General features: G+C 47.0%; 19 protein-coding genes. 8 read left to right on the top strand and 11 right to left on the bottom strand.

What is annotated here, in order from left to right; all coding sequences use genetic code 11:
* Window positions 1-301: 301 nt before the first annotated feature.
* From FZD51_RS14040 to paaX, 3 genes are all read left to right on the top strand, one after another.
* The gene (locus FZD51_RS14040) at window positions 302-1,165 is read left to right on the top strand and encodes a 3-hydroxyacyl-CoA dehydrogenase (protein WP_148975340.1); all 864 of its coding nucleotides are present in this window, start codon (window positions 302-304) and stop codon (window positions 1,163-1,165) included.
* Complete coding sequence (locus FZD51_RS14035; RefSeq protein ID WP_148975339.1) at window positions 1,162-2,364, top strand: acetyl-CoA C-acyltransferase; 1,203 nt, start codon at window positions 1,162-1,164, stop codon at window positions 2,362-2,364. The genes FZD51_RS14040 and FZD51_RS14035 overlap by 4 nt, the downstream gene beginning before the upstream one ends.
* Window positions 2,365-2,490: 126 nt before the next feature.
* The gene (gene paaX, locus FZD51_RS14030; RefSeq protein ID WP_148975338.1) at window positions 2,491-3,366 is read left to right on the top strand and encodes a phenylacetic acid degradation operon negative regulatory protein PaaX; all 876 of its coding nucleotides are present in this window, start codon (window positions 2,491-2,493) and stop codon (window positions 3,364-3,366) included.
* A gap of 704 nt (window positions 3,367-4,070) precedes the next feature.
* On the opposite strand, the gene FZD51_RS14025 is transcribed toward paaX, so the two are convergent.
* The 4 genes from FZD51_RS14025 to FZD51_RS14010 all read right to left on the bottom strand — a co-directional run bounded on the left by FZD51_RS14025 (window position 4,071) and on the right by FZD51_RS14010 (window position 9,311).
* Window positions 4,071-5,582, bottom strand: coding sequence for a glycine betaine uptake BCCT transporter (locus FZD51_RS14025; RefSeq protein ID WP_148975337.1), 1,512 nt, complete (start codon window positions 5,580-5,582; stop codon window positions 4,071-4,073).
* Window positions 5,583-5,775: 193 nt separating this feature from the next.
* Window positions 5,776-6,912, bottom strand: a complete 1,137-nt coding sequence (gene sat, locus FZD51_RS14020; RefSeq protein ID WP_148975336.1) for a sulfate adenylyltransferase — start codon at window positions 6,910-6,912, stop codon at window positions 5,776-5,778.
* Window positions 6,913-6,917: 5 nt separating this feature from the next.
* The gene (gene cysC / locus FZD51_RS14015) at window positions 6,918-7,532 is read right to left on the bottom strand and encodes an adenylyl-sulfate kinase (protein ID WP_148975335.1); all 615 of its coding nucleotides are present in this window, start codon (window positions 7,530-7,532) and stop codon (window positions 6,918-6,920) included.
* A 15-nt stretch (window positions 7,533-7,547) separates the two neighbouring features.
* Complete coding sequence (locus FZD51_RS14010; protein WP_148975334.1) at window positions 7,548-9,311, bottom strand: SLC13 family permease; 1,764 nt, start codon at window positions 9,309-9,311, stop codon at window positions 7,548-7,550.
* A 306-nt stretch (window positions 9,312-9,617) separates the two neighbouring features.
* Between FZD51_RS14010 and wecB the strand changes: the two genes are divergently transcribed.
* From wecB to FZD51_RS13990, 4 genes are read left to right on the top strand one after another with little or no spacing between them, the layout of a single operon-like run.
* The gene (wecB, locus tag FZD51_RS14005; RefSeq protein WP_148975333.1) at window positions 9,618-10,709 is read left to right on the top strand and encodes a non-hydrolyzing UDP-N-acetylglucosamine 2-epimerase; all 1,092 of its coding nucleotides are present in this window, start codon (window positions 9,618-9,620) and stop codon (window positions 10,707-10,709) included.
* The gene (locus FZD51_RS14000; RefSeq protein ID WP_148975332.1) at window positions 10,702-11,691 is read left to right on the top strand and encodes a polysaccharide biosynthesis protein; all 990 of its coding nucleotides are present in this window, start codon (window positions 10,702-10,704) and stop codon (window positions 11,689-11,691) included. Before wecB ends, FZD51_RS14000 begins: the two co-directional genes overlap by 8 nt.
* Entirely contained in the window at window positions 11,688-12,515 is an 828-nt protein-coding gene (locus tag FZD51_RS13995) for an SDR family oxidoreductase (protein WP_148975331.1), read from the top strand. The genes FZD51_RS14000 and FZD51_RS13995 overlap by 4 nt, the downstream gene beginning before the upstream one ends.
* Window positions 12,512-13,438, top strand: coding sequence for an NAD-dependent epimerase/dehydratase family protein (locus tag FZD51_RS13990; RefSeq protein WP_187445755.1), 927 nt, complete (start codon window positions 12,512-12,514; stop codon window positions 13,436-13,438). The genes FZD51_RS13995 and FZD51_RS13990 overlap by 4 nt, the downstream gene beginning before the upstream one ends.
* 2 nt (window positions 13,439-13,440) lie before the next feature.
* Here FZD51_RS13990 and FZD51_RS13985 read toward each other — a convergent pair whose 3' ends face one another.
* Window positions 13,441-14,145 carry a glycosyltransferase gene (locus tag FZD51_RS13985; RefSeq protein WP_148975329.1) on the bottom strand — a complete coding sequence of 235 codons (705 nt, stop codon included), beginning with the start codon at window positions 14,143-14,145 and terminating at the stop codon, window positions 13,441-13,443.
* Between the two features lie 155 nt (window positions 14,146-14,300).
* Here FZD51_RS13985 and FZD51_RS13980 point away from each other — a divergent pair, with 155 nt between their 5' ends.
* A complete protein-coding gene (locus tag FZD51_RS13980) occupies window positions 14,301-15,533 on the top strand; it encodes a glycosyltransferase family 4 protein (RefSeq protein WP_148975328.1) in 1,233 nt (410 codons plus the stop codon).
* 46 nt (window positions 15,534-15,579) lie between these two features.
* Here FZD51_RS13980 and FZD51_RS13975 read toward each other — a convergent pair whose 3' ends face one another.
* From FZD51_RS13975 to FZD51_RS13950, 6 genes are read right to left on the bottom strand one after another with little or no spacing between them, the layout of a single operon-like run.
* On the bottom strand, window positions 15,580-16,038 hold the full coding sequence (locus FZD51_RS13975) for a dTDP-4-dehydrorhamnose 3,5-epimerase family protein (protein ID WP_148975327.1): 459 nt from the start codon (window positions 16,036-16,038) through the stop codon (window positions 15,580-15,582).
* Entirely contained in the window at window positions 16,028-16,879 is an 852-nt protein-coding gene (gene rfbD, locus FZD51_RS13970; RefSeq protein WP_148975326.1) for a dTDP-4-dehydrorhamnose reductase, read from the bottom strand. The genes FZD51_RS13975 and rfbD overlap by 11 nt, the downstream gene beginning before the upstream one ends.
* Window positions 16,876-17,832, bottom strand: coding sequence for a dTDP-glucose 4,6-dehydratase (gene rfbB, locus FZD51_RS13965; RefSeq protein WP_148975325.1), 957 nt, complete (start codon window positions 17,830-17,832; stop codon window positions 16,876-16,878). Before rfbB ends, rfbD begins: the two co-directional genes overlap by 4 nt.
* 2 nt (window positions 17,833-17,834) lie before the next feature.
* Entirely contained in the window at window positions 17,835-18,722 is an 888-nt protein-coding gene (gene rfbA, locus FZD51_RS13960) for a glucose-1-phosphate thymidylyltransferase RfbA (protein ID WP_148975324.1), read from the bottom strand.
* Window positions 18,723-18,763: 41 nt separating this feature from the next.
* Window positions 18,764-19,444, bottom strand: a complete 681-nt coding sequence (locus FZD51_RS13955; RefSeq protein ID WP_338120382.1) for an acetyltransferase — start codon at window positions 19,442-19,444, stop codon at window positions 18,764-18,766.
* The gene (locus FZD51_RS13950; protein ID WP_148975373.1) at window positions 19,395-20,519 is read right to left on the bottom strand and encodes a DegT/DnrJ/EryC1/StrS family aminotransferase; all 1,125 of its coding nucleotides are present in this window, start codon (window positions 20,517-20,519) and stop codon (window positions 19,395-19,397) included. Before FZD51_RS13950 ends, FZD51_RS13955 begins: the two co-directional genes overlap by 50 nt.
* Window positions 20,520-20,642 lie beyond the last annotated feature (123 nt).

The following is a 20,642-nucleotide window of genomic DNA, read 5'->3' as shown; positions in this document are numbered from 1 at the left end:
TCGGTAAGGCTGGTTCACCGGCTGTTCCTTGGGCTTATCAAACATATTTTTGCCGATAAGCAGGGTGAGAAGAGTTCGCAGAATTTGATCTTGGTACTTAATAAAAGTTAATAAATAGGTTATAATTTGAGGGTACAACTTGTCACTTCCTTTCTGGGAATTGGGTGTGTGGTAACCTCAATTATCTTCAGAATTCAGGGGGTGGCAATTTTTTTGCTTAAAAAGCCCTCTCTGATAGGATTTTATAGCCTATTTCTTATAAAAGTTTTGACAATACGAATTCACGTACGGGGGGATAAGGATGAAAAAGATAGTGGTCATCGGCTCCGGGGTCATGGGCAGGGGCATAGCCTATGTTAGTGCAGCCAGCGGTTTCCAGACTGTCTTGGTCGACATCAGCGATGCCCAGCTGAAGGATGCTGAAAAAGAAATCTCATCTATCATGCAAAAAGGTGTGCAAAGGGGCAAGCTGACAGAAAATGAGGTTTCAAACACTTGGGAGAAGCTGCATTTTTCAATAAGCCTGGCAAGCAATGCTGCCGAGGCCGATCTCATCATTGAAGCAGTCCCTGAAAGGCTTGATATTAAGAGGAACATATTTGAAGTAATCGATCAGCATGCTTCAGCAGACTGCATTTTTGCTTCAAATACATCGACAATGAGCCCGACGGAAATCGGCTCTTTTACCGGCAGGCCGGACAAGGTGCTGGCCATGCATTTTTTCAACCCGGTCCATAAAATGCCTCTTGTAGAGATTGTCAAAGGGCTTGAGACGAGCGATGACTCTGTGGAATTTATACGCCAGACTGCCGAAGAGATGGGCAAAGAAACCGTCATCATCAATGAATTTCCCGGGTTTGTTACGAGCCGCATCAGCGCCCTTGTCGGCAACGAAGCCTTCTATATGCTGCAGGAAGGGGTAGGGTCTGCTGAGGAAATCGATAAAGCCATAAAATTGGGGCTTCATTATCCTATGGGACCCTTTGAACTGGGGGACCTGGTAGGCCTGGATACAAGGCTGAACAATCTTAAATATCTTCATGAGAAGCTTGGGGAAAAATACAGGCCTGCACCTCTTCTGGAGCAGTATGTGAAAGCAGGGCGGCTTGGCAGGAAGTCAGGCCGCGGCGTTTATGATTATGGGGAAAAGGAGCTGAAAAGATGAGGGAAGCTGTCATCATTGATGCTGTCCGCACTCCGATCGGCAGGTATAAAGGAAGCCTGAAAAATGTCAGGCCGGATGATCTGGCAGCTGTTAGCATAAAAGGATTGCTGGCAAGGAATCCCCGGGTCCTTCCTGAGGATATTGAGGAAGTTATATTGGGAAATGCCAACCAGGCCGGTGAAGATAACCGGAATGTCGCCAGGATGGCAGCCCTTCTGGCAGGGCTGCCGGTCGAAACAGCGGGTACGACGGTTAATCGGCTCTGCGGTTCAGGACTTGATGCGGTCAATTATGCGGCAAGAGCGATTTTGGCGGGTGAAGGAGATATATTTATTGCAGGGGGAACAGAAAGCATGACAAGAGCTCCCTTTGTCATGGCCAAGCCTGAAAATGAATTTCAGCGAGGGAACATGCAGCTTTACGACACAACGATCGGCTGGCGTTTTACAAACCCGGCATTGATGAAGATGTATGGAGCAGAGTCGATGCCGGAAACGGCTGAAAATGTAGCAAAGAAATTCGGGTTAACCAGGGAAAGGCAGGACCTTTTTGCATTTGAAAGCCAGATGAAGGCGAAGGCAGCGATGGAGGAGGGGAGGCTGACCGATGAAATCATCCCCGTTGACCTATTAAACAAAGGTGAGTTCAAAACCTTCTCGGTTGATGAGCATCCGCGTCCGACTACTACCTTTGAGAAGCTTAGCCAGCTGAAGCCCCTGTTTCCCGGAGGCACAATAACGGCAGGAAATTCATCCGGGATCAATGATGGGGCCTCTGTCCTTTTGCTGATGAGTGCAGAAAAAGCGGCTGAGCTTGGGCTTAGCCCGCTTGCCAAATACTCAGCTTCAGCTGTTGCAGGTGTTGAACCTTCTATCATGGGAATCGGCCCTGTGCCGGCAGTTCGAAAGGCTATTGTACGGGCCGGGATTTCACTCGAAGAGATAGACCTTATTGAGTTGAACGAGGCTTTTGCCGCCCAGTCTATTGCCTGCATTGATCAGCTCGGCCTGGATCCAGCCCGTGTGAATGTGAATGGAGGGGCCATCGCCTTTGGCCATCCCCTTGGTGCAAGCGGGGCAAGGATATTGACTTCATTGGTCCATGAAATGAAAAGAAGAAACGGCCGTTATGCCATGGCGGCGATGTGTGTCGGTGTGGGCCAGGGGATTGCAGCGATTCTGGAGCGCTGGGAAGAATAAGATCCCTCTGTTTCAAAAATAAGAATTTTCATGTAATATATATGTATTGCACTAATAGAGGCCGGGCCATCAGTCTCTACAGCATGGGACAGCATATGGCAGAGGGAAAGAAAAGGATGAAGAGCTTTGAATACAAGATCGATGATTTTTACATTGTATGGAGATTATATCTCACACTACGGGAGCAAAATCTGGATAGGCAGCCTGATCAGGCTTTTAAGTGAATTCGGGCATAATGACCAGTCGGTTAGGGCAGCAATTTCCAGAATGAATAAGCAAGGATGGGTGCAAGCCGAAAAGGCTGGCAATAAGAGCTATTATTCTTTGACCGATCGGGGCCAGAAAAGAATAGAAGAAGCGGGAAAGCGGATCTTCAAGCTTAAGCCGGAAGAGTGGGACGGCAAATGGCGCATGCTCATGTATACGATACCGGAAGAAATCAGATCTGTCAGGGATGAACTGAGAAAAGAGCTGGTCTGGAGCGGATTCGGCTCTTTTTCCAGCAGCTGCTGGATTTCTGCAAACAATCTGGAAAAGCAGGTTTCCGACTTGATTGAAAAATATAAGATTGAAGATTATGTTGATTTTTTCGTCGCTGAATATGAAGGCCCGCATGAGAACAGCAGGATTGTCGCGAAAAGCTGGGACCTTAACGAAATCAATGGGAAATATCAGAGCTTCATTAGTGAATACAGCGAGAAATACATTATTGCCAAAAGCAGGATCCAGAAAGGGCTTATGACAGATGCAGACTGTTTTGTAGAGAGGACGGGACTGGTCCATGAATACAGGAAGTTCCTCTTCGTCGATCCCGGACTGCCTGCCGAGCTTCTTCCGGATCAGTGGCTCGGCGCCCATGCAGCCTCCTTGTTCAGCGATTATTATAAAGAACTGGCAGAACCGGCATCCCGTTTCTTTGAAGCTGTATTTAAAGACGGCAATGAGATCGGGAGCAGGGAAGATGGTTATGACGTTTTGGATCATCCTTATATCCTTGAATGAAAAGAAGAGACCCGTTAAGGTCTCTTTTTTTTTCTTTTCGTAAAGAATGGTGCTTTCCATAGTAAGGAATAGTTTTCATAAAAGGGTAAAAAAACAGGAAGTCTTATCCTTATTTGAGTGACCTGGAAGCCTTAAAATAAGCGGAGAATTTCCCGTTAAGCTGCTGAATTTGACCCAGGCAGACGTAAATAAGAGGAAAATTTCCGGTTAATCGGAGCGAAGTTGCCTTTTTTCCTGTTTTTTGAGTCGATAGCCGGAATTTCTCCGTCTATTATAGCTATTATTTGCGTCTTTTTGAAATTAGGGGGAATTTTTCCGCTTATTTGTCAGCCAGTCACTCCCCCCCCTCATGGAGGCCCTTGCCACAGGACGTGGCGCCTCTAGCCTGCGTTCCTTAATTCTGAGCAAGCGGCTTCCGCTTCTCATTGTCCAGCTCCAGCGGCTAGAGCCTCGAGTCATAAGCCACGCAAGAATTTAAAGGCAAAGAACGCCTTTTATTCTTGCGCGTCTTATGCTGGGCCCGCAGGACGTGGCGCCTTTAGCCTGCGTTCCTTAATTCTGGGCAAGCCGCTTCCGCTTTTCATTGTCCAGCTCCGGGCGCTAGCCCCTCGAGTCTTAAGCCAAGCAGATCAGAAGGTTAAAGAACAACCTTCCAATCTGCTCGTCTTAAGCTTGTCGGGGCTGAGCAAGCGCCCTCCGCTTTTCTACTGTTTCCGTCTTTTTATCTGACCGATCCCCAGTTCTTTGGATTCCTTATACAATGCTTTGATAAGGGATATGGTCATGAGGGCCATGATGACCGAGAACGGGAGGGCGGCTACAATCATGGTATTCTGAAGTGCCTGCAGCCCGCCGCTGTACAGGAGTACAAGTGAAATGACGGCAAGCAGGATGCCCCAAGTAAGTTTAATTCTGTTGCCGGGCGTATGGGACCCGTTTGTTGTCATCATGCCAAGGACATAGGTGCCGGAGTCAGCTGACGTAATGAAAAATGTACTGACAAGAATGATGGCAATGATGGAAAGAACCATTCCAAGCGGAAAGTTTGAGAAAACAGCGAAAAGGGTTTCCTCAGTTGCCAGTCCCGAAATTGAAATATTCTTCACATGCTCAAGATACATGGCCGAGCCGCCGAACGTGGAAAACCACAAAAACCCGATGACAGTCGGCACGAGAAGGACGCCAAATACAAACTCCCTAATACTGCGTCCCTTGGAGACGCGGGCAATGAATATCCCGACGAAAGGCGACCAGGCAATCCACCATGCCCAATAAAAAATAGTCCATCCATTGATCCACTCACGAGTGCCGGGATCCAATGGAGCAATCCGGAAGCTCATCTGAAGGAGAGACTGCAGATAGGTCCCGATTGTATTGGTGAACAAGTTCAGGATGAACAGGGTAGGGCCAATGAAAAACATGAGAACGAATAAGACCAGGGCCAGTCCCATGTTGGCATTGCTGAGAATCTTGATGCCCTTACCGAGTCCCGACCAGGCGGAAATCATGAAAAGTACGGTCACGATGGATATGATGATCAGCTGCACAATGAAATTGGAAGGGATGTCAAAAAGGAAAGACAAGCCTCCGTTTATCTGTACAGCTCCAAAGCCAAGGGTGGTGGCAACACCAATCACGGTTGCAAGAACAGCGACAACATCGATGACCTTGCCAAGCGGACCTTTAACGGCATCGCCGAAGATGGGCTTCAGGGTTGCGCTGATCAATCCGGGTTCGCCATGCCTGAAATTAAAATAGGCAAGTACAAGTGCGACAATGCCATAAATAGCCCAGGCGTGGATTCCCCAATGGAAGTAGGTAAATCTCATAGAATCTTTCAATGCTTCCGCAGTGCCGGTCTCTCCGGTTGGCGAGCTGACAGCATAATGGGAAAGAGGTTCGGCCGCTCCCCAGAAGACCAATCCGATACCCATCCCTGCGCTGAACAGCATGGCAAGCCAGGTAACCCTTGAAAACTCAGGCTTGTCCTCAGGTTTTCCAAGCTTCAGCCTTCCGATCGGACTGATCAGGAAGTAGAGGCAGACAATGACCAGCAGTGTAACGAGAATGAGGTAATACCATCCGAAAGCGTTGCTGATGAAGTCCTGGAGTCCGGCAGTCACATTTTCAAGCTGATTAGGTGCAAAAATTCCAACAAGTACAAGTACAAGTAATAATAGTACGGATATGTAGAAAACCGCGAGTTTTTGCTTCAAAATTTATTCTCCCTTCTTTCACAGATGAACAGGCCTTCTTCATCAGTCGAGCATATAGCATATGTATATTGTTTTCGAACGCTGATGGATTATGTAATAAAGAAAGGCCCTCATCTAAAGTATTTTAGCAAAGCCCCCTGTAAAAGAAAAGGAAGGGGGCTTCCTTTAGCAGCTGCAGGCATATACGCCAGCTTCATTTCCTCATACCCTCCGAGAGTATGGCAAAAACCTCAGGACGGCTGAACTTGGAAGGAAGGGGCTGGCCGTTCCTCAGCATTTCCCTCACCTTTGTCCCTGAAAGGTGGAGATGATGCTCTGGGCCGTGCGGACAGGTTTTGGCTGAAGCCATCTGATCGCAGGTTTTGCAGTAAAAGCTGTGCTCAAACGGCATGATGATGATCCCCAGCTCTTCTTCGGTAAACTGCCGGAAGATATTTTGAGCATCATAAGTCCCATAATAATTCCCGACACCGGCATGATCCCTTCCTACAATAAAATGTGTGCAGCCATAGTTTTTACGGACTATTGCATGAAAAATGGCCTCACGCGGCCCTGCATATCTCATGCTTGCCGGAAATACGGCGAGTATGGCCCTGTCTGAAGGATAATAGTTGTCAAGAAGGACTTTATAGCTTTTCATCCTCACATCTGCGGGGATATCATCTTTTTTCGTTTCTCCGACAAGGGGGTGCAGCAGCAGCCCATCAGTCATTTCCATGGCTGTTTTCTGGATATGTTCGTGCGCCCGGTGAACAGGGTTCCTGGTCTGGAAGCCGACTGTTGAGTCCCAGCCTTTACTGTGTATCTTTTCTCTCAATTCTGCAGGGGTGAATAGGTACTCTGCCCATTCCGGATCAGCAGCGGGGAATTTTACAAGGGTAACCGGGCCGGCCAAATAGACATCACCTCGTTCAAAAAGCTTTTGAACTCCCGGATGATGCCGGTCATCAGACCGGAATACTTTTAGTGCTTCCTCCCGTTTATCAGGCTGGTAGATCTCGCTGAGCTCTATGATCCCATAGGTGATTCCCTTAAAGGTAAGCCGCAGAGAATCACCTGGGGAAAGTGAGGAAGCCATTGCTTCATGAACCGGTAAAGTGATGGGAAGGCTCCAGGCTGTACCGTCGGCCAATCTCATCTTTTCAAGAACAGAGCCATAGTCTTCTTTAGTCATAAAGCCTTCGAGCGGGCTGTATGCTCCAGTAGCGATCAGAACAAGGTCGGATAAAGCTGCCTCATCCAATTCTGTTTCCTTTTCAATTTCCTCCCGGCTCCTCTTCAAATCGACTTTGTTGATCAGTGTTCCACCATGAGGTATTCTGCACGGCATTCTTTTCACTCCTCATTAAAAGTCTTCAGTTTATAAACATCATCTAAATACTTCATCACGGATTGAACGCATTCTTGAAGAGAATGCTTTCCTGTATCCAAAATAATCTCCGGCTTCTCCGGCTTTTCATATGAGGCATCAATGCCCGTAAATCCTTTGATTTCGCCATTTCTGACTTTTTTGTACAGTCCTTTAGGATCCCGCTTTTCACACTCTTCTACAGGGCAGTCAACATGGATCTCAATGAATTCCCCATCATCCATCAGTTCCCTGGCCATCATTCTGTCTGCTTTGTAAGGAGAAATGAGCGATGCAAGCACGACAAAGCCTGCATCTGAAAAGAGTTTTGCCATTTCGGCAGTCCTCCTGATATTCTCCTTCCGGTCTTCCTGGCTGAACGATAAATTCCCATTGATGCCGTGGCGCAGATTATCCCCATCCAGCAAATAGGCCTGGATTCCCCGTTTGAAAAGCATTGCCTGGACCGCGTTTGCAATCGTCGATTTGCCTGATCCTGACAGCCCCGTAAACCAAAGGACAGCACTTTTATGCTCATTTTGCTTTTGCCGGAGACTTTTGGTTATGGCTGAGCAATGCCAGGTGATATGTTTCTCTTCCAAAGGAACACTCCCTTTCTAAAGCCATCTAATATAAAGCATGGTAATGGCGGCTGCCATTGAAACGAGGCTTAAAGGCAGTCCGACTCTCATATAATCCGTAAATCTGTATCCGCCGGGTCCATATACAAGAAGATTGGTCTGATAGCCGATAGGGGTTAAAAAACTGCATGAAGCGGCAATGGCAGTAAGCATGGCAAACATAGCCGGATCTATCTGCAGGCCTTCTGCCATCGTGTAGCCAATCGGGAACATAAGGGACGCTGTAGCCAAATTATTCAGGATTTCAGTCATGAGCATTGTAAGCAAATAATAGATGCAAATAATGCCAAGCAAGCTCAGTTCATCCTGCCATTTAAGGAGGAATGAAGCAGCGGTTGATGCAAGGCCGGTTGATTCAATTGCTTTTCCGAGGCCGATGGAGCTTCCCATCAAGATAATGATCCGCCAATTCAACGCTTTCAAGGCCTCTGAAAAAGACAGTGTCCCTATCGCAATGATAAACGCAGCTGCAAGGAGAGCCAGATGATATATGGGTGCAGCCTGAATGAGCGAGCATACGATAAATCCTGCGAGGATCAGGGAGACTGAGAGCTTCTGCCTCCGGCTGTTTTTAGCTGCAGCTGAGGAGGAGACAAAATAAAAATCGTCGCTGCCCGCCCATATTTCGCCAAAACCCTGCCTTGCCAGGAGGATGAAGGTATCTCCCTGGGCCGCTGTCAGGCTGCCAAAGCCGCTGGAGATCAATTCTCCCTTTCTTTTCACACCCACAATGACAGCCTGATACCTTGAACGGAAATGGATATCCTTGATTCTTTTATTGACGAGAAAGGAACCAGGGGGAATTCCCACTTCAAATAATCCGCTCCCTTTCCTTTTAGGGCGAGAAGAGGGTCCGGCTGGCCAGGGCTTAAGCCCGAGAAGATGAACGGAGGGGAGCGCTTTTTGCGGATTTCCTGAAAACACCAGAATATCCCCAGTCTGAACAACTTCATCATTGGCGGCTGGAGTTTTAACTGTGTTACCTCGGATGATCTCAATCAGGAAAAAGTGGTTTAGATTCCGCAGCAAAGCTTCTGTCACCGTTTTTCCGGCAAGAGGGGAGCCGGCAAGCACTTCATAATAATGGATATGAAGATGCTCTTCTTCTTCAAACAATTGGATATTATGCGACCGGTCAGGAAGAAGGCGGTGTCCGAAGACAATCATATAGAGAATGCCAGCCGCAGCTATAGGGACCCCAATGACGGAAAAAGAAAACAAGTGGAATCCTTCCTCGCCTCTCTCAATCATAAGCCCGTTAACCAATAAGTTAGTAGAAGTGCCTATCAGTGTAATGGTCCCTCCGAGAATGGAAGCATATGAAAGTGGGATCAGCACCTTTGAAGGCTGGATCCTGTTCTCAATTGCCCACTTTTGCAGAAAAGGAAGAAAAAGAGTCACCAATGGAGTGTTATTAATGAAAGCCGAGGCAGTGCTTACCGGCACCATGATACGAAACAGTGCTCCAGGCAGTGTCCTGCTCCTGCTGAGAAATCTGCCGGCAGCATCCTGTATCAGCCCGCTTTTTGAAACGGCAGCTCCTGCTATAAATAAGAGGGCAACAGTATGGACGCTTGTGTTGGAAAAGCCGGATAAAGCCTCACCGGCGGGCAGGATGCCGCTGACAATCAAGAGGGCGAGGGTTGAAAAAACGGTGATTTCTGCAGGCAGCCATTCTTTGACAAGGACAAAGAACATGATGGCGAGCATTACACAAAGAACGGCAGCGGAATAGGACATCGGCAATTCTCCTTGAGATTTAAAAATTTATATATTTTATGAGATGCTTGCAGGTTTGTACACGGCAGTAACCTAGTAAACCTATCTTCTATATAAACAGGGTGCTTCTCTGGCCCTGTTTTTTCTTTTTCAGGGCAGTAATGGGAGAGTGTCTGGGTGTATCTACAACTCCAGCAGCCCCTAGGAGGATGCTATACCGTGCGAATAAATTGGTAGGGATGCCTAGAACCATCCAACTATACAAGCATAATTTAATAACTAGATAACTGTGTTTTTCGGGAATGCAGGGCAGGGAGTGATAAATCGATGAAAGTAATGACCATATTGGGTACAAGACCGGAGATCATCCGGCTGAGCCTGATAATCAATAAGCTGGATCAGTTATGCAGCAGGCATATCCTTGTTCATACCGGTCAGAATTTTACAGGCAATCTGAGTGATGTGTTTTTTCAGGAAATGAAAGTGAGGAAACCTGACTTTATTCTGCTGGGTAAGCAGCATTCATTAGGGGAACAGCTTTCAGCAATATTCTCGGAGCTGGAGAAAATCATTCTTGCTGAGCGCCCTGATCGTGTCCTCGTACTTGGCGATACGAACAGCGGCCTGGGTGCTATTATAGCGGAAAGAATGGGCGTCCCTGTCATTCATATGGAAGCAGGAAACCGCTGCTTTGATCTTGAAGTCCCTGAAGAAAAAAACCGTAAAGTAATTGATGCCATTTCTACCTATAATCTCCCTTATACTCCTCAAAGCAGAGAAAACCTGCTGAGGGAAGGAATCCCTTCCAGCAGAATCATCGTTTCAGGAAATCCAATTTATGAAGTGCTTGAACATTATAAAAGCCAGATCGATCATAGTTCGGTACTGGAGGGATTGAAGCTTGAACCAGGAGGATATTTCCTGGCAACCATTCACAGAGCTGAAAATGTCGACCGGGCAGACCGCCTTATACAAATCATGAAAGGATTAAACCTTACGGCAGAAAAATTCAAGGTACGCATCATCTGCAGTATCCATCCGCGCACCAGGTCCAAGCTGTCGCAAATCGGTGCGCTGGAAATGAACCCCCTGGTTGAGTTTCATGAGCCATTTGGTTTTTTTGATTTTGTGAAATTGGAGAAGAATGCTTTTGGTGCACTTACTGACAGCGGAACTGTCCAGGAAGAATGCTGCTTGTTTCATGTGCCTGCAGTAACCATCAGAAAAACAACCGAAAGGCCCGAAACAATTGAGTGTGGAAGCAATATGGTTTCTGGGCTTAACGCTGAGAATATCCTGCGATGCGTGGAAGTAATGGCTGCTTCAGACAGGAAATGGAGCTTCCCGATCGGTTATGAAGAGCCCGCTGTATCTGACAAAGTCATTAAAATTCTAATGGGAGGAATGGAAAATGTTTAAGGATAAGAAAATCCTGGTGACAGGAGGAACGGGCTCATGGGGATATGAGCTTATAAGACAGCTGCTGGAGGCGAATCCAAGAGAAATCAGGGTATTTTCAAGAAATGAATCTAACCAGTTTACGATGAAGCAAGAATTTGATAATAACCCTCTTCTCCATTTTGTAATTGGCGACATTAAAGAAAAAGATGAACTTACAGAGGCATGCTGCGGGGTGGACTATGTTTTTCATCTGGCGGCCCTGAAGCATGTACCTGTTTGTGAGGATCAGCCACTTGAAGCATTGAAAACAAATGTTCATGGCACACAGAATGTCATTGACGCTGCCATCGCAAATGATGTCGAGAGCGTAATCTATATTTCAACCGACAAAGCATCCAACCCTTCTAATTTCTATGGACTATCAAAAGCAATGGGTGAGAGGCTCATCATCCATGCAAATACGCTGAATACAAACACAAAATTTGTATGCATTCGCGGCGGGAATGTGCTTGGAACTAACGGAAGCGTCATCCATGTATTTAAAAAGCAGATCATGTCAAAAGGAAAGATCGGTATAACAGATATGGAGATGACCCGGTTCTTTTTAACGCTTGAGGATGCGATCAAGCTTGTATTTAAGGCAACAAAAGAAAGCGTCGGCGGTGAGATCTTTGTTATGAAAATGCCTGCATGCAAAATTCTTGATCTGGCTTATGTGCTTGCTGGTGATGCCGGGAAGCAGGATATTGAGGTTGAAGTACTTGGCACAAGGCCCGGTGAAAAAATTCATGAGCTCCTCCTTTCAGAGTATGAAGCAGGCACCACTGTCATTTTTGACGAGGAATACTTTGTTATTCTGCCGCCAATCCATATTCCGGGGCTGAAAGAAGCCTATTCAGCCTGCAAGCCTGCTGAACTTGAAACCTATAATTCCAGCAAAGGACTCATGGGCCGGGAAGAAATCAAAGAAATGCTGAAGAAAGGCGGTTTTATTCAGTGAAGATACTGATCCTTGGGGGAAGGGGCATGGCAGGCCATATGATGGCTGCCTATCTTAGGGAAAACACTGATTACCAGGTTTTTTTTACCACAAGGGACCGTGCTGATAGGGAAGGCATTTATCTGGATGCAGCGGATTCATCCATGCTGGAAATAGTAATAGATCAGCTTAGGCCTGACATCATCATCAACTGCATCGGCCTGTTGAATGGCCAGGCAGCTGAGAATCCCAAGCTCGCTTTTCAGCTGAACAGCCTTTTGCCCCACCAGATTGCAAGGTTTGCAGAACGCTATGGGGGAAAGCTCATCCATATCAGTACAGATTGCGTGTTTTCCGGCGGGATAGGCAGCTATAAGGAAGAAGATACACCTGATGGGTCATCGATTTATGCCCAGTCCAAGCAGCTTGGGGAAATTGTGGACAGCAGGCATCTGACAATCAGGACCAGCATTATCGGACCTGAGCTGAAGGATGACGGAATCGGCCTGTTTTTATGGTTCATGAAGCAGCATGGCAGGATCAATGGGTATACGGAAGCCTTATGGAACGGCGTCACAACACTTGAATTGGCCAAAGCAGTGCGCGGCATTATTGAAACTGGACTTAGCGGCCTGTGCCATCTGGGCGGCGAAAGGAAAATTGCCAAGCATGATCTACTTGTGTTGATCAAGGCGATATTCAATAAGGACGGAGTAGAAATCGTTCCGGACAGCGGTTTTGTGCTGGACAGGACCATTGTGAACACAAGAACCGATTTTGACTATCATGTCCCCGGCTATGACGAGATGCTCCTTGAGCTGAAAGAATGGATGGACAGACATTGAAAGACGCAAAGAGAATCCTGATTACAGGAGCTTCAGGTTTCACGGGCAGGCATGCCTGTTCTTATTTCAGGAAAAAGGGTTTTTTTACAGCAGCTTCTGTGCATCGCGGAAATTTGCAGGAAGGCGAGGCAGATCAGATAGAAATCTGCAATCTGCTTGATAAACATTCTCTGGATCAGCTTGTCAAAAAGACAGATCCCGGCTATGTCCTTCATCTGGCAGCCCAAAACCATGTAGGGAAATCCTGGGAGGATCCTTCTGCTTCCTTTGAAGCGAATGTACTTTCAACACTATATCTGCTGGAAGCACTCCGCAGGTTAAAGCCTGAAGCCAGGGTGCTGGTCACAGGTTCTGCGCTGCAGAGCGGCACTGAAGAACACCCGCATCCCTACAGCCTGACAAAGTCGATGCAGACAGCACTGGCCCGGGCATGGGAGTCTCTTTACAAAATGGATGTGATGATTGCTAAGCCCTGCAATCTGATCGGTCCTGGGAATTCCAATGGAGTCTGTTCTTTATTTGCAAGCAGGATTGCCAGGATGGAGTCAGGCAAAGAGGATAAAGTGCTTTCTGTCAACAGCCTTCAATCGAGCCGTGATTTTTTGGACGTGCGGGATGCAGTCCGCGCTTACGGAATTATTCTGGAAAAAGGTGAGCGGGGAGGAATCTATGATGTGTCATCTGGTTCCTCCCTTACTTTAGAAGAGGTGGTCTGCTTTTTAAAAGCCAAAGCAAAAACAGATTTTATCGTGGAGGCGAAATCTTCTGAACCTGATTCTGAGCGGTATAAGCTTGACTCCGGTGAATTGAAAAAGCTGGGCTGGGATCCGGAGATAAGCAGAGAGCAAACCTTTGAAGATCTATTAAACTATTATAGGAAGACTTTGTGTAATGAGAAGCAAAGCTATAGGAAAAATTTATAGTCTTAATTTAATTTGTTTAAAAGAAAAGAGTCATATCTCTTTCTTACTTCTGCGAACTCCTCCCATAATTCATTGAGATGCTTTATGGTTCCCATGTTTTCATGGAGTCTGTGAAGGACCAGCGGTGCATTCAGGAAATGGAATTCTTCATGATGGAGGACGCGTAGCCACATATCATAATCCTGGGTGTAAAGAAGCTTCTCATTGAACAGCCCAGTCTTTTTAAAAAGGCTGGACTTCATGATGACTGTACAGCCGTTTATATGGCAGGAAGTTCTTAAATACGAATAGAACGCCTTTTTATCCAAGATGGTTTTTCCGGCGGACAGCTGTGTAATATCTGACTGGTTATTGATGATATGAAAGTTTGTATAAGAGGCACTTGCATTCACTTTTTTCATAAAAGCCATTTGCAATTCTGTTTTTCGCAAGTTAAAAAGATCATCCGAGCTCAGCCATGAAAAATACTCTCCAGTGGAATGCTGGATGCCCATATTAACAGCACTGGCTGTTCCTCCATTTTCCTTTTCCAGGTAGATGATCCTGTCACGGAAAGGGGATATTTTCTCAATATGCCTGTCTGAGCCGTCATTGACGACAATGACTTCCTTGTTAAGATAGGTTTGATTGACTGCACTGGAGATGGACTGTGCAATATATTCGCAATTATAAAATGGAATGATGATCGACACCTTAGGCTCTGCCACTGGACCTGCCTCCTAACTGATTTAACAAAAGGCTGTTATTTATATATACGCCAGTTTTCCAAAGGGTATGTGCCTTTTGCAGCCTGCCGAAGGTCGAAAGAGGAAAGAGAAAGGGTGAGCACAATGAAGAAGTCTGCAGCCAGGTGGTATAGCCCATGAAGATCTTAATCACCTCCTTCTATCCCCTCCCATATCCGGGAGGAATCTGGAGCTTTGTTTCAAAGCTGAAACAGCGCCTTGAGAGCATGGGTCACATCATCACGATTTTGAGCCTCAACCAGGATACCTTAAATTACAGGATACTCGGCCGCCCTGAAGAGCTGACAGAAAAACATGTGTCAGGTGGTCTGCATGAAAAGGTAAAGAAAGCTTACCCGGGCTATCAAACGGGAAGCTATATATTCCAGACAGAAGTCTCCAGAGGGTTCCTGGAATCGGCAGCTCTTCATTACGGTCTGGCAGGGTATGATATCATTTATGCACAAGACGCCATGTCGGCAGGTGTCATTGGCAAAATAAAGCCTCCTGGAGTACCGCTTGTCATGAGTGCCCATGGGTATTTATCAGGCGAGATTTTTTATAATCTGAAAAGCCTGCGGCCTGGTGCAGCCGATCTGGAGCTCCGGCAGTCAGATGTATATAATTACTTTCATAAGCTGGAAAGGCTGGGCTATAACTCCAGTGACTTGATTCACTCACAATCCGAGTGGATGAAGGGGCTGATCATCAATGGCTGCCAGGTTCCTGCTGATAAGGTGCTGCTGTTTCCGTACGGGATGGAAACCGACAGCTTCCTCCGGGAAATTCAAGGAAGCGGAAAGCTCAACAAAAAAGGGAAGAAAATTATATTATTTACGGGCAGGCTTGTTACTTTAAAAGGTCTGCATACTCTGCTGCCCGCGCTAGGTAAGCTATATAAAGAAAGGCAGGATTGGGAATGCTGGATTCTGGGAGAGGGAGGAATAAGGGCAGAACTGGAACAGGCATGCCGGAATTTTGGGATTGCTGGTTCTGTGTTATTCTTTGGTACAGTTGAAAACGTACTTCCTTACTTGAATAGTGCAGATATTTTCGTCCTGCCGGGGCTTCAGGATACACAGCCACATTCTGTCATGGAAGCGCAGCTCGCCGGCCTGCCTGTCATTGTAAGTGATGCGGCCGGCCTCCCGGAAATGGTCCACAACCAGGTGAACGGGATGATCTTCCCTGCAGGCAACAGTGAGGCCCTGCTCATGCAGCTGCGCAGCCTGATCCAGAATGACGGAAAACGGGCTGTGATGGGGCAGAATGCGCTTCAGTGGGCAAGGACGAGATGGAGTTATGATGCTCTTGTTACAAATATCCTTTCCATGTTCAACAGGGCAATAGCAATGAAAAAAACGCAATAGTAAAAGAGCTGGCCCCTGGCTATATGGGGCCGGCTCTTTTCTATTTTTACCTATTCTCTGTTTCCCAATCAAACCCAATGGAAGGATCATTCCAGGGTATTCTTTTCTCGTCTGGTGCTGCAGCATTATAGGATTGTGTTGTGCAATAGACTACCGTAGCAGGTGTATTGCCAAGCACCCTGTAGCCATGCGCAACCCCTTTGGGTATCAGGAGAATCATCGGATTATGTTCACCCAGATAAAATACATTCGTTTCTCCAAAGGATTTTGAGTTCTCTCTCAAATCATACAGCACGACCTGCGCATTGCCGGACGGGAAGAACCAAAGGTCATCCTGCTTTTCGTGATAATGAAAGGCCTTGATCACACCAGGATAGGAGGTGGACCAGGAAAGCTGGCCGAAATGGGATAGCAGATTTTCATCATCACGCACCACTTCTGCAAAAAATCCCCTGTCATCACAATGCTTGGTAAGCTTCTTTGTTATAACACCTTCAATTTGCATCCTTATCAGCCTCCTTAGCCAAGAATTCGTATAATGCTTCCTTCCAGTTCCTCATAGTCAATCCGCATTTAGTCAATTTCTGATTACCCAGCACAGAATAAGATGGCCTGCGTGCGGGAAGGCCATAGTTTTCTGATGAAACTGGCGAGATTTCTGCGCCGCTTTTTAGATAACCAGCAATTTCCTTTGCGAATGTATGCCAGCTGCAGCTCCCGCTATTGGAAACATGGTAAATGCCTGCAGGCTGCTCAAGAAGAAAATATATAGCTTCAGCAAGATCTTTTGTATAGGTAGGAGAGCCGATCTGGTCTGCCACGACCTCCAGTTGGTTTTTGCTTTGCAGCAGCTTTGCGATGGTACTGACGAAATTCTTCCCGCCGTGCCCGTACAGCCACGAGGTCCTGATGATCAGGGTATCCGGATTGGCAGCCATGGAGAGCGTTTCGCCGGCCCATTTGCTTTCTCCGTACACATTCAATGGGAAAGGAGGATCATGCTCTTCCCATGGGATGGATTTATCACCAGAAAAGACATAGTCTGTGCTGATATGGATGAACCGGGCCTGCACCCTTTTTGCCTCCCGCGCCAAAGAAAACGGTGCGATGCTATTTATGAGGAAGGCTTTCTCCCTTTGGGTTTCGCATTGGTCGACTGCCGTAAATGCTGCTGCATTGATCAGAACATCCGGCTGCAATTCCTGCAGACGCTCAGCTGAGAAATGGGCATCCGTTATATCCCATTCGTTCCTGCCAAAAGGGAATACAGTGCATCCGAGTTTGGCCAGTGTGGAAGCCAGCTCCTTTCCTAATTGCCCGCCGGCGCCTGTTATCGCGACCCTCATCCTGCAGATCCCGTCAGCCGATTTTTATACCAGTCAACCGTTGTTTGAAGCGCCTTTTCAAAAGGCAATTCCTGCTTCCACCCCAGCTCAGACTGAAGCTTGGCGGAGTCGATGGCATATCTGCGGTCATGGCCTTTCCTGTCCTCAACATATTCAATCAGACTTTCCGGCTTTCCGAGCAGGTCCAGGATATGCTTTACAACCTCAATATTTGTCTTTTCATTGCCTCCGCCGATATTATAGACTTCTCCCAAATTTCCTTTTTCGAGTATCATCCAAATGGCTTTGCAGTGATCCCCGACATAAAGCCAGTCCCTGATCTGAAGGCCATCGCCATAAACGGGGATTTTTTCATTATTGAGCGCTTTGAGGACAATGGTCGGAATGAATTTCTCGCTATGCTGGTAGGGACCGTAATTATTGCTGCATCTTGTGGTGATGACAGGAAGCTTGTAGGTTTCACGGAAAGAACGGACAAGAAGATCTGAGCTTGCCTTGGTTGCAGAATAAGGATTGTTGGGTGAAAGGGGAGAGTGCTCTGTGAAAGCCGGCTGGCCTGCTTCAAGAGTCCCGTACACTTCATCTGTAGATATATGGATCATTTTTCCCGCACGTCCTTTCAGCATATTTAATAGAAGCAGATAGGTGCCGCTTATATTGGTTTCAATGAATAAGCTGGCATTCTTGATGCTGTTGTCAACATGCGATTCGGCAGCGAAGTGGATGATGCTGTCATAGTTCCGGTCAAAAGCTGCCTCAAGCTCCCGTTCATTCGCTATGCTGCCTTTAATGAAACGGAAGCGGGGATGGAGTGACAATCTTTTCATTTCCTCCGGATGGCTGGCATAGGTTAGTGCATCAATGACCGTCACGCTGACAGATGGATTTTTCAGGGCAAGATGGACGAAATTTAATCCGATGAACCCGGCAGCGCCTGTTACTAGAAGTTCCATGGCTAGCTCCTTTCCACAGCAGAATCAGATTTAACGAGCTTTTCAAGATACTGGCCGTAATCATTCTTCTTCAAAGGCTTTGCAAGATCGAGCAGCTGCTCTGCTGTAATGAATCCTTTTCTGTAGGCAATTTCTTCAATGCAGGATATCCGGATATTCTGCCTGCTCTGGATTGTTTCGATAAAAGAGGAAGCCTCCATCAATGATTTATGGGTGCCTGTATCAAGCCAGCTGAACCCCCGGCCAAGCAGCTCGGCCCTGAGTGAACCCTGCTTTAGATAAAGCTCATTGACCGAGGTGATTTCGTATTCGCCCCTTGCCGACTTTTCAATGCTCTTCGCAAAGTCGACCACCTGGTTATCATAGAAATAAAGGCCGGTTATGGCATACTGCGATTTCGGCTTGAGCGGCTTCTCCTCGAGCGAAATGACATTCTGATTTTTATCGAACTCTACCACGCCAAACCTTTCCGGATCTTTCACCTGATAGCCAAATATGGTTGCGCCTTGATTGCTGTTTACAGCCTGTTCGAGGATTTTGGTAAAGTTATGGCCGTAAAAAATATTGTCGCCGAGAATCAATGATACAGAATCGTCTCCGATGAAATCTTCGCCGATGATAAACGCCTGGGCGATTCCTTCCGGCTCAGCCTGGATGATATAGCTCAGGCTGATGCCAAGCTGCGACCCGTCTCCCAGGAGGTTTTGGAACCGGGGGATATCCTCCCTGGTTGAAATAATCAGGATATCTTTGATTCCTGCGAGCATCAATACAGAAAGGGGATAATAGATTAATGGTTTATCATATACAGGAAGCAGCTGTTTGGAAACTGCTTTTGTAAGCGGATAAAGGCGAGTGCCATGGCCGCCTGCCAATATGATTCCTTTCATCCTGTTCACATCCTTAATATTTTGCAGACCTCCCCAGGGCATCATCTCTGTATTCTCTTTTTAAAAACAGCAGGCACTCCTGCGTACAAACAACTTTCCGGCACGTTTTCTTTAACAAAAGCACCGCCGCCGATGACGGACCATGCCCCGATGGCCGTTTTTTCTCTGATGGAGGAGCCTATCCCGATATATGCCCCTTCCTTGATCGTCACATTGCCGGCAATACTTACACCGGGACCGACGGTTGCATAATCCTCTATGTTATTATCATGGCTGATGTTTGATCCCCGGTTGATAATAACATGATTGCCGATCATTATATTGGTAGTCATGATGGTTCCTTCACAAATCACCGAACCTGAGCCGATCCTGTTTCTGGGAGAAATATAGACACCGGGATGTACAAGCGGGCCCATCATTTCAAAGCCCGCGCTTGCTGTCATCTCTGAGAACCTTTTCTTTAAAGCGGGATCTCCTACGCCTGCACAGAGGATTTTAGCATGGTCTCTTAAATGGGCAATATCATCCAAAGTGCCAAGCACCTCAATATCATCGACAAACTTGCCTTTCATTTCCGGACGTTCATCCAGGAATCCTGCCACCTCCATGCCTAATTGCCCGCAGAGGTGAAGCACCTCCCTGGCATGGCCGCCGCAGCCCCATAGAATCAGCTTATTCATCTGCTGTTCCCTTAGAAAGAGCAGCAGCAACCCTGCTGACATCCTCCTGTTTCATCCCTTCCCAAAGCGGCAGGCTGAGGATTCTGCCTGCCAGGCTAGCCGTAACCGGCATACCGGTCATCCTGCAGGAAGAGAAGAGCTTCTGCTGGTGGCAGGCCGGTGAAAAGTAGGTGCGGGCTTCGATGCCGTCTGCTGCCAGCAGCTTGACATAGAATTCACTATTTTCATTTTCCGGGCAAAGGATGGGAAAGAATTGGTGCGCGATTGTGCCTTTTGCTTTTTGCATCTTCCATCCGTTCAAGGAAGGCAGGGCATTGAAGGCTTCAATATACCATTGGTGAATTTTCTGCCTTTCCTGCACTTTCGCGGGATATACATCCAGTGTGGCAAGGGCTATGGCTGCCGCATATTCTGACAGCTTGCTGTTCAATCCCATTTGAACTGATTCCCGGTCGGCAGAAAAGCCAAAATTTCCTGCTTTTCTTAGTTCCTGAATGATGTTCTTGTCCCCGCTGTACAAAAGGCCGCCTTCGCCGATGCCAAATGACTTGGTAGCATGAAAGCTGAATACGCTTATACCAGTAAACCCTTTTGAAAAAGAGCCATCCCTGCCGCTTGAGCCAAAGCAGGGGGCTGCATCAATCACTACAGGGATGCCATGACTCTGAAGCTTATTGTAATAATCCAAATTCAAATTAGTGCCAAAGGTAGCATAAGGGACAACGACAGCTGCCTCGTCCCCAAGAATATCGAGTGTATCGGCCAGCTGGTCTTCATCCATGCACCAGCTGTCTTCATCGACATCAATGAAATAAGGCTCCAGTCCGCACCACATCGCTGCCAGCGGCGTTGCTGAAAAGGTAAAGCTTGGCATGATGGCATAGCGGCCATCTTTTCGCATGCTTCCGCTGATTGCGAGCATCAGGCCGATTGTAGCATTGTTCACTGTAAGTGCTTCGCCATTTCCATCAAAAAACTCTGCGATCACCCTGTTTTCGAACTGAGTGTTTAACGGCCCATAGTTGCTGTACTTTTTCGTTTTTTCAATCTGGCTCAAATAGTGTGAAAAGGATTCCTGTTTGACAAGATTTGGCTGTAAAAACGGAATGTTTTTCATACGGTTTCTTACCATCTCCGTTTCTTTGATATATGGCAGGGGGTAATTCACGGCAAGAAAAGAACAAAAGATCATCTGCCTCTTATTCGCAATATCATCTGAGCAATATGGGGAGGTAAGCAT

The sequence above is a fragment of the Bacillus infantis genome, assembly GCF_008180445.1.
In the GTDB taxonomy this organism is placed as follows: domain Bacteria; phylum Bacillota; class Bacilli; order Bacillales; family Cytobacillaceae; genus Bacillus_AB; species Bacillus_AB infantis_B.
Note: the sequence above shows the minus strand (reverse complement) of the source record. Positions and strands in the feature narration are given on the sequence as shown.

Bases quoted from the DNA above. Each gene is read 5' to 3' on its own strand.
- FZD51_RS14040 (WP_148975340.1), top strand. From the start codon at position 302: ATGAAAAAGATAGTGGTCATCGGCTCCGGGGTCATGGGCAGGGGCATA.
- FZD51_RS14035 (WP_148975339.1), top strand. From the start codon at position 1,162: ATGAGGGAAGCTGTCATCATTGATGCTGTCCGCACTCCGATCGGCAGG.
- sat (WP_148975336.1), bottom strand. From the start codon at position 6,912: ATGCCGTGCAGAATACCTCATGGTGGAACACTGATCAACAAAGTCGAT.
- FZD51_RS14010 (WP_148975334.1), bottom strand. From the start codon at position 9,311: ATGTCCTATTCCGCTGCCGTTCTTTGTGTAATGCTCGCCATCATGTTC.
- wecB (WP_148975333.1), top strand. From the start codon at position 9,618: ATGAAAGTAATGACCATATTGGGTACAAGACCGGAGATCATCCGGCTG.
- FZD51_RS14000 (WP_148975332.1), top strand. From the start codon at position 10,702: ATGTTTAAGGATAAGAAAATCCTGGTGACAGGAGGAACGGGCTCATGG.
- FZD51_RS13980 (WP_148975328.1), top strand. From the start codon at position 14,301: ATGAAGATCTTAATCACCTCCTTCTATCCCCTCCCATATCCGGGAGGA.
- FZD51_RS13975 (WP_148975327.1), bottom strand. From the start codon at position 16,038: ATGCAAATTGAAGGTGTTATAACAAAGAAGCTTACCAAGCATTGTGAT.
- rfbD (WP_148975326.1), bottom strand. From the start codon at position 16,879: ATGAGGGTCGCGATAACAGGCGCCGGCGGGCAATTAGGAAAGGAGCTG.
- rfbB (WP_148975325.1), bottom strand. From the start codon at position 17,832: ATGGAACTTCTAGTAACAGGCGCTGCCGGGTTCATCGGATTAAATTTC.
- rfbA (WP_148975324.1), bottom strand. From the start codon at position 18,722: ATGAAAGGAATCATATTGGCAGGCGGCCATGGCACTCGCCTTTATCCG.
- FZD51_RS13955 (WP_338120382.1), bottom strand. From the start codon at position 19,444: ATGTCAGCAGGGTTGCTGCTGCTCTTTCTAAGGGAACAGCAGATGAAT.
- FZD51_RS13950 (WP_148975373.1), bottom strand. From the start codon at position 20,519: ATGAAAAACATTCCGTTTTTACAGCCAAATCTTGTCAAACAGGAATCC.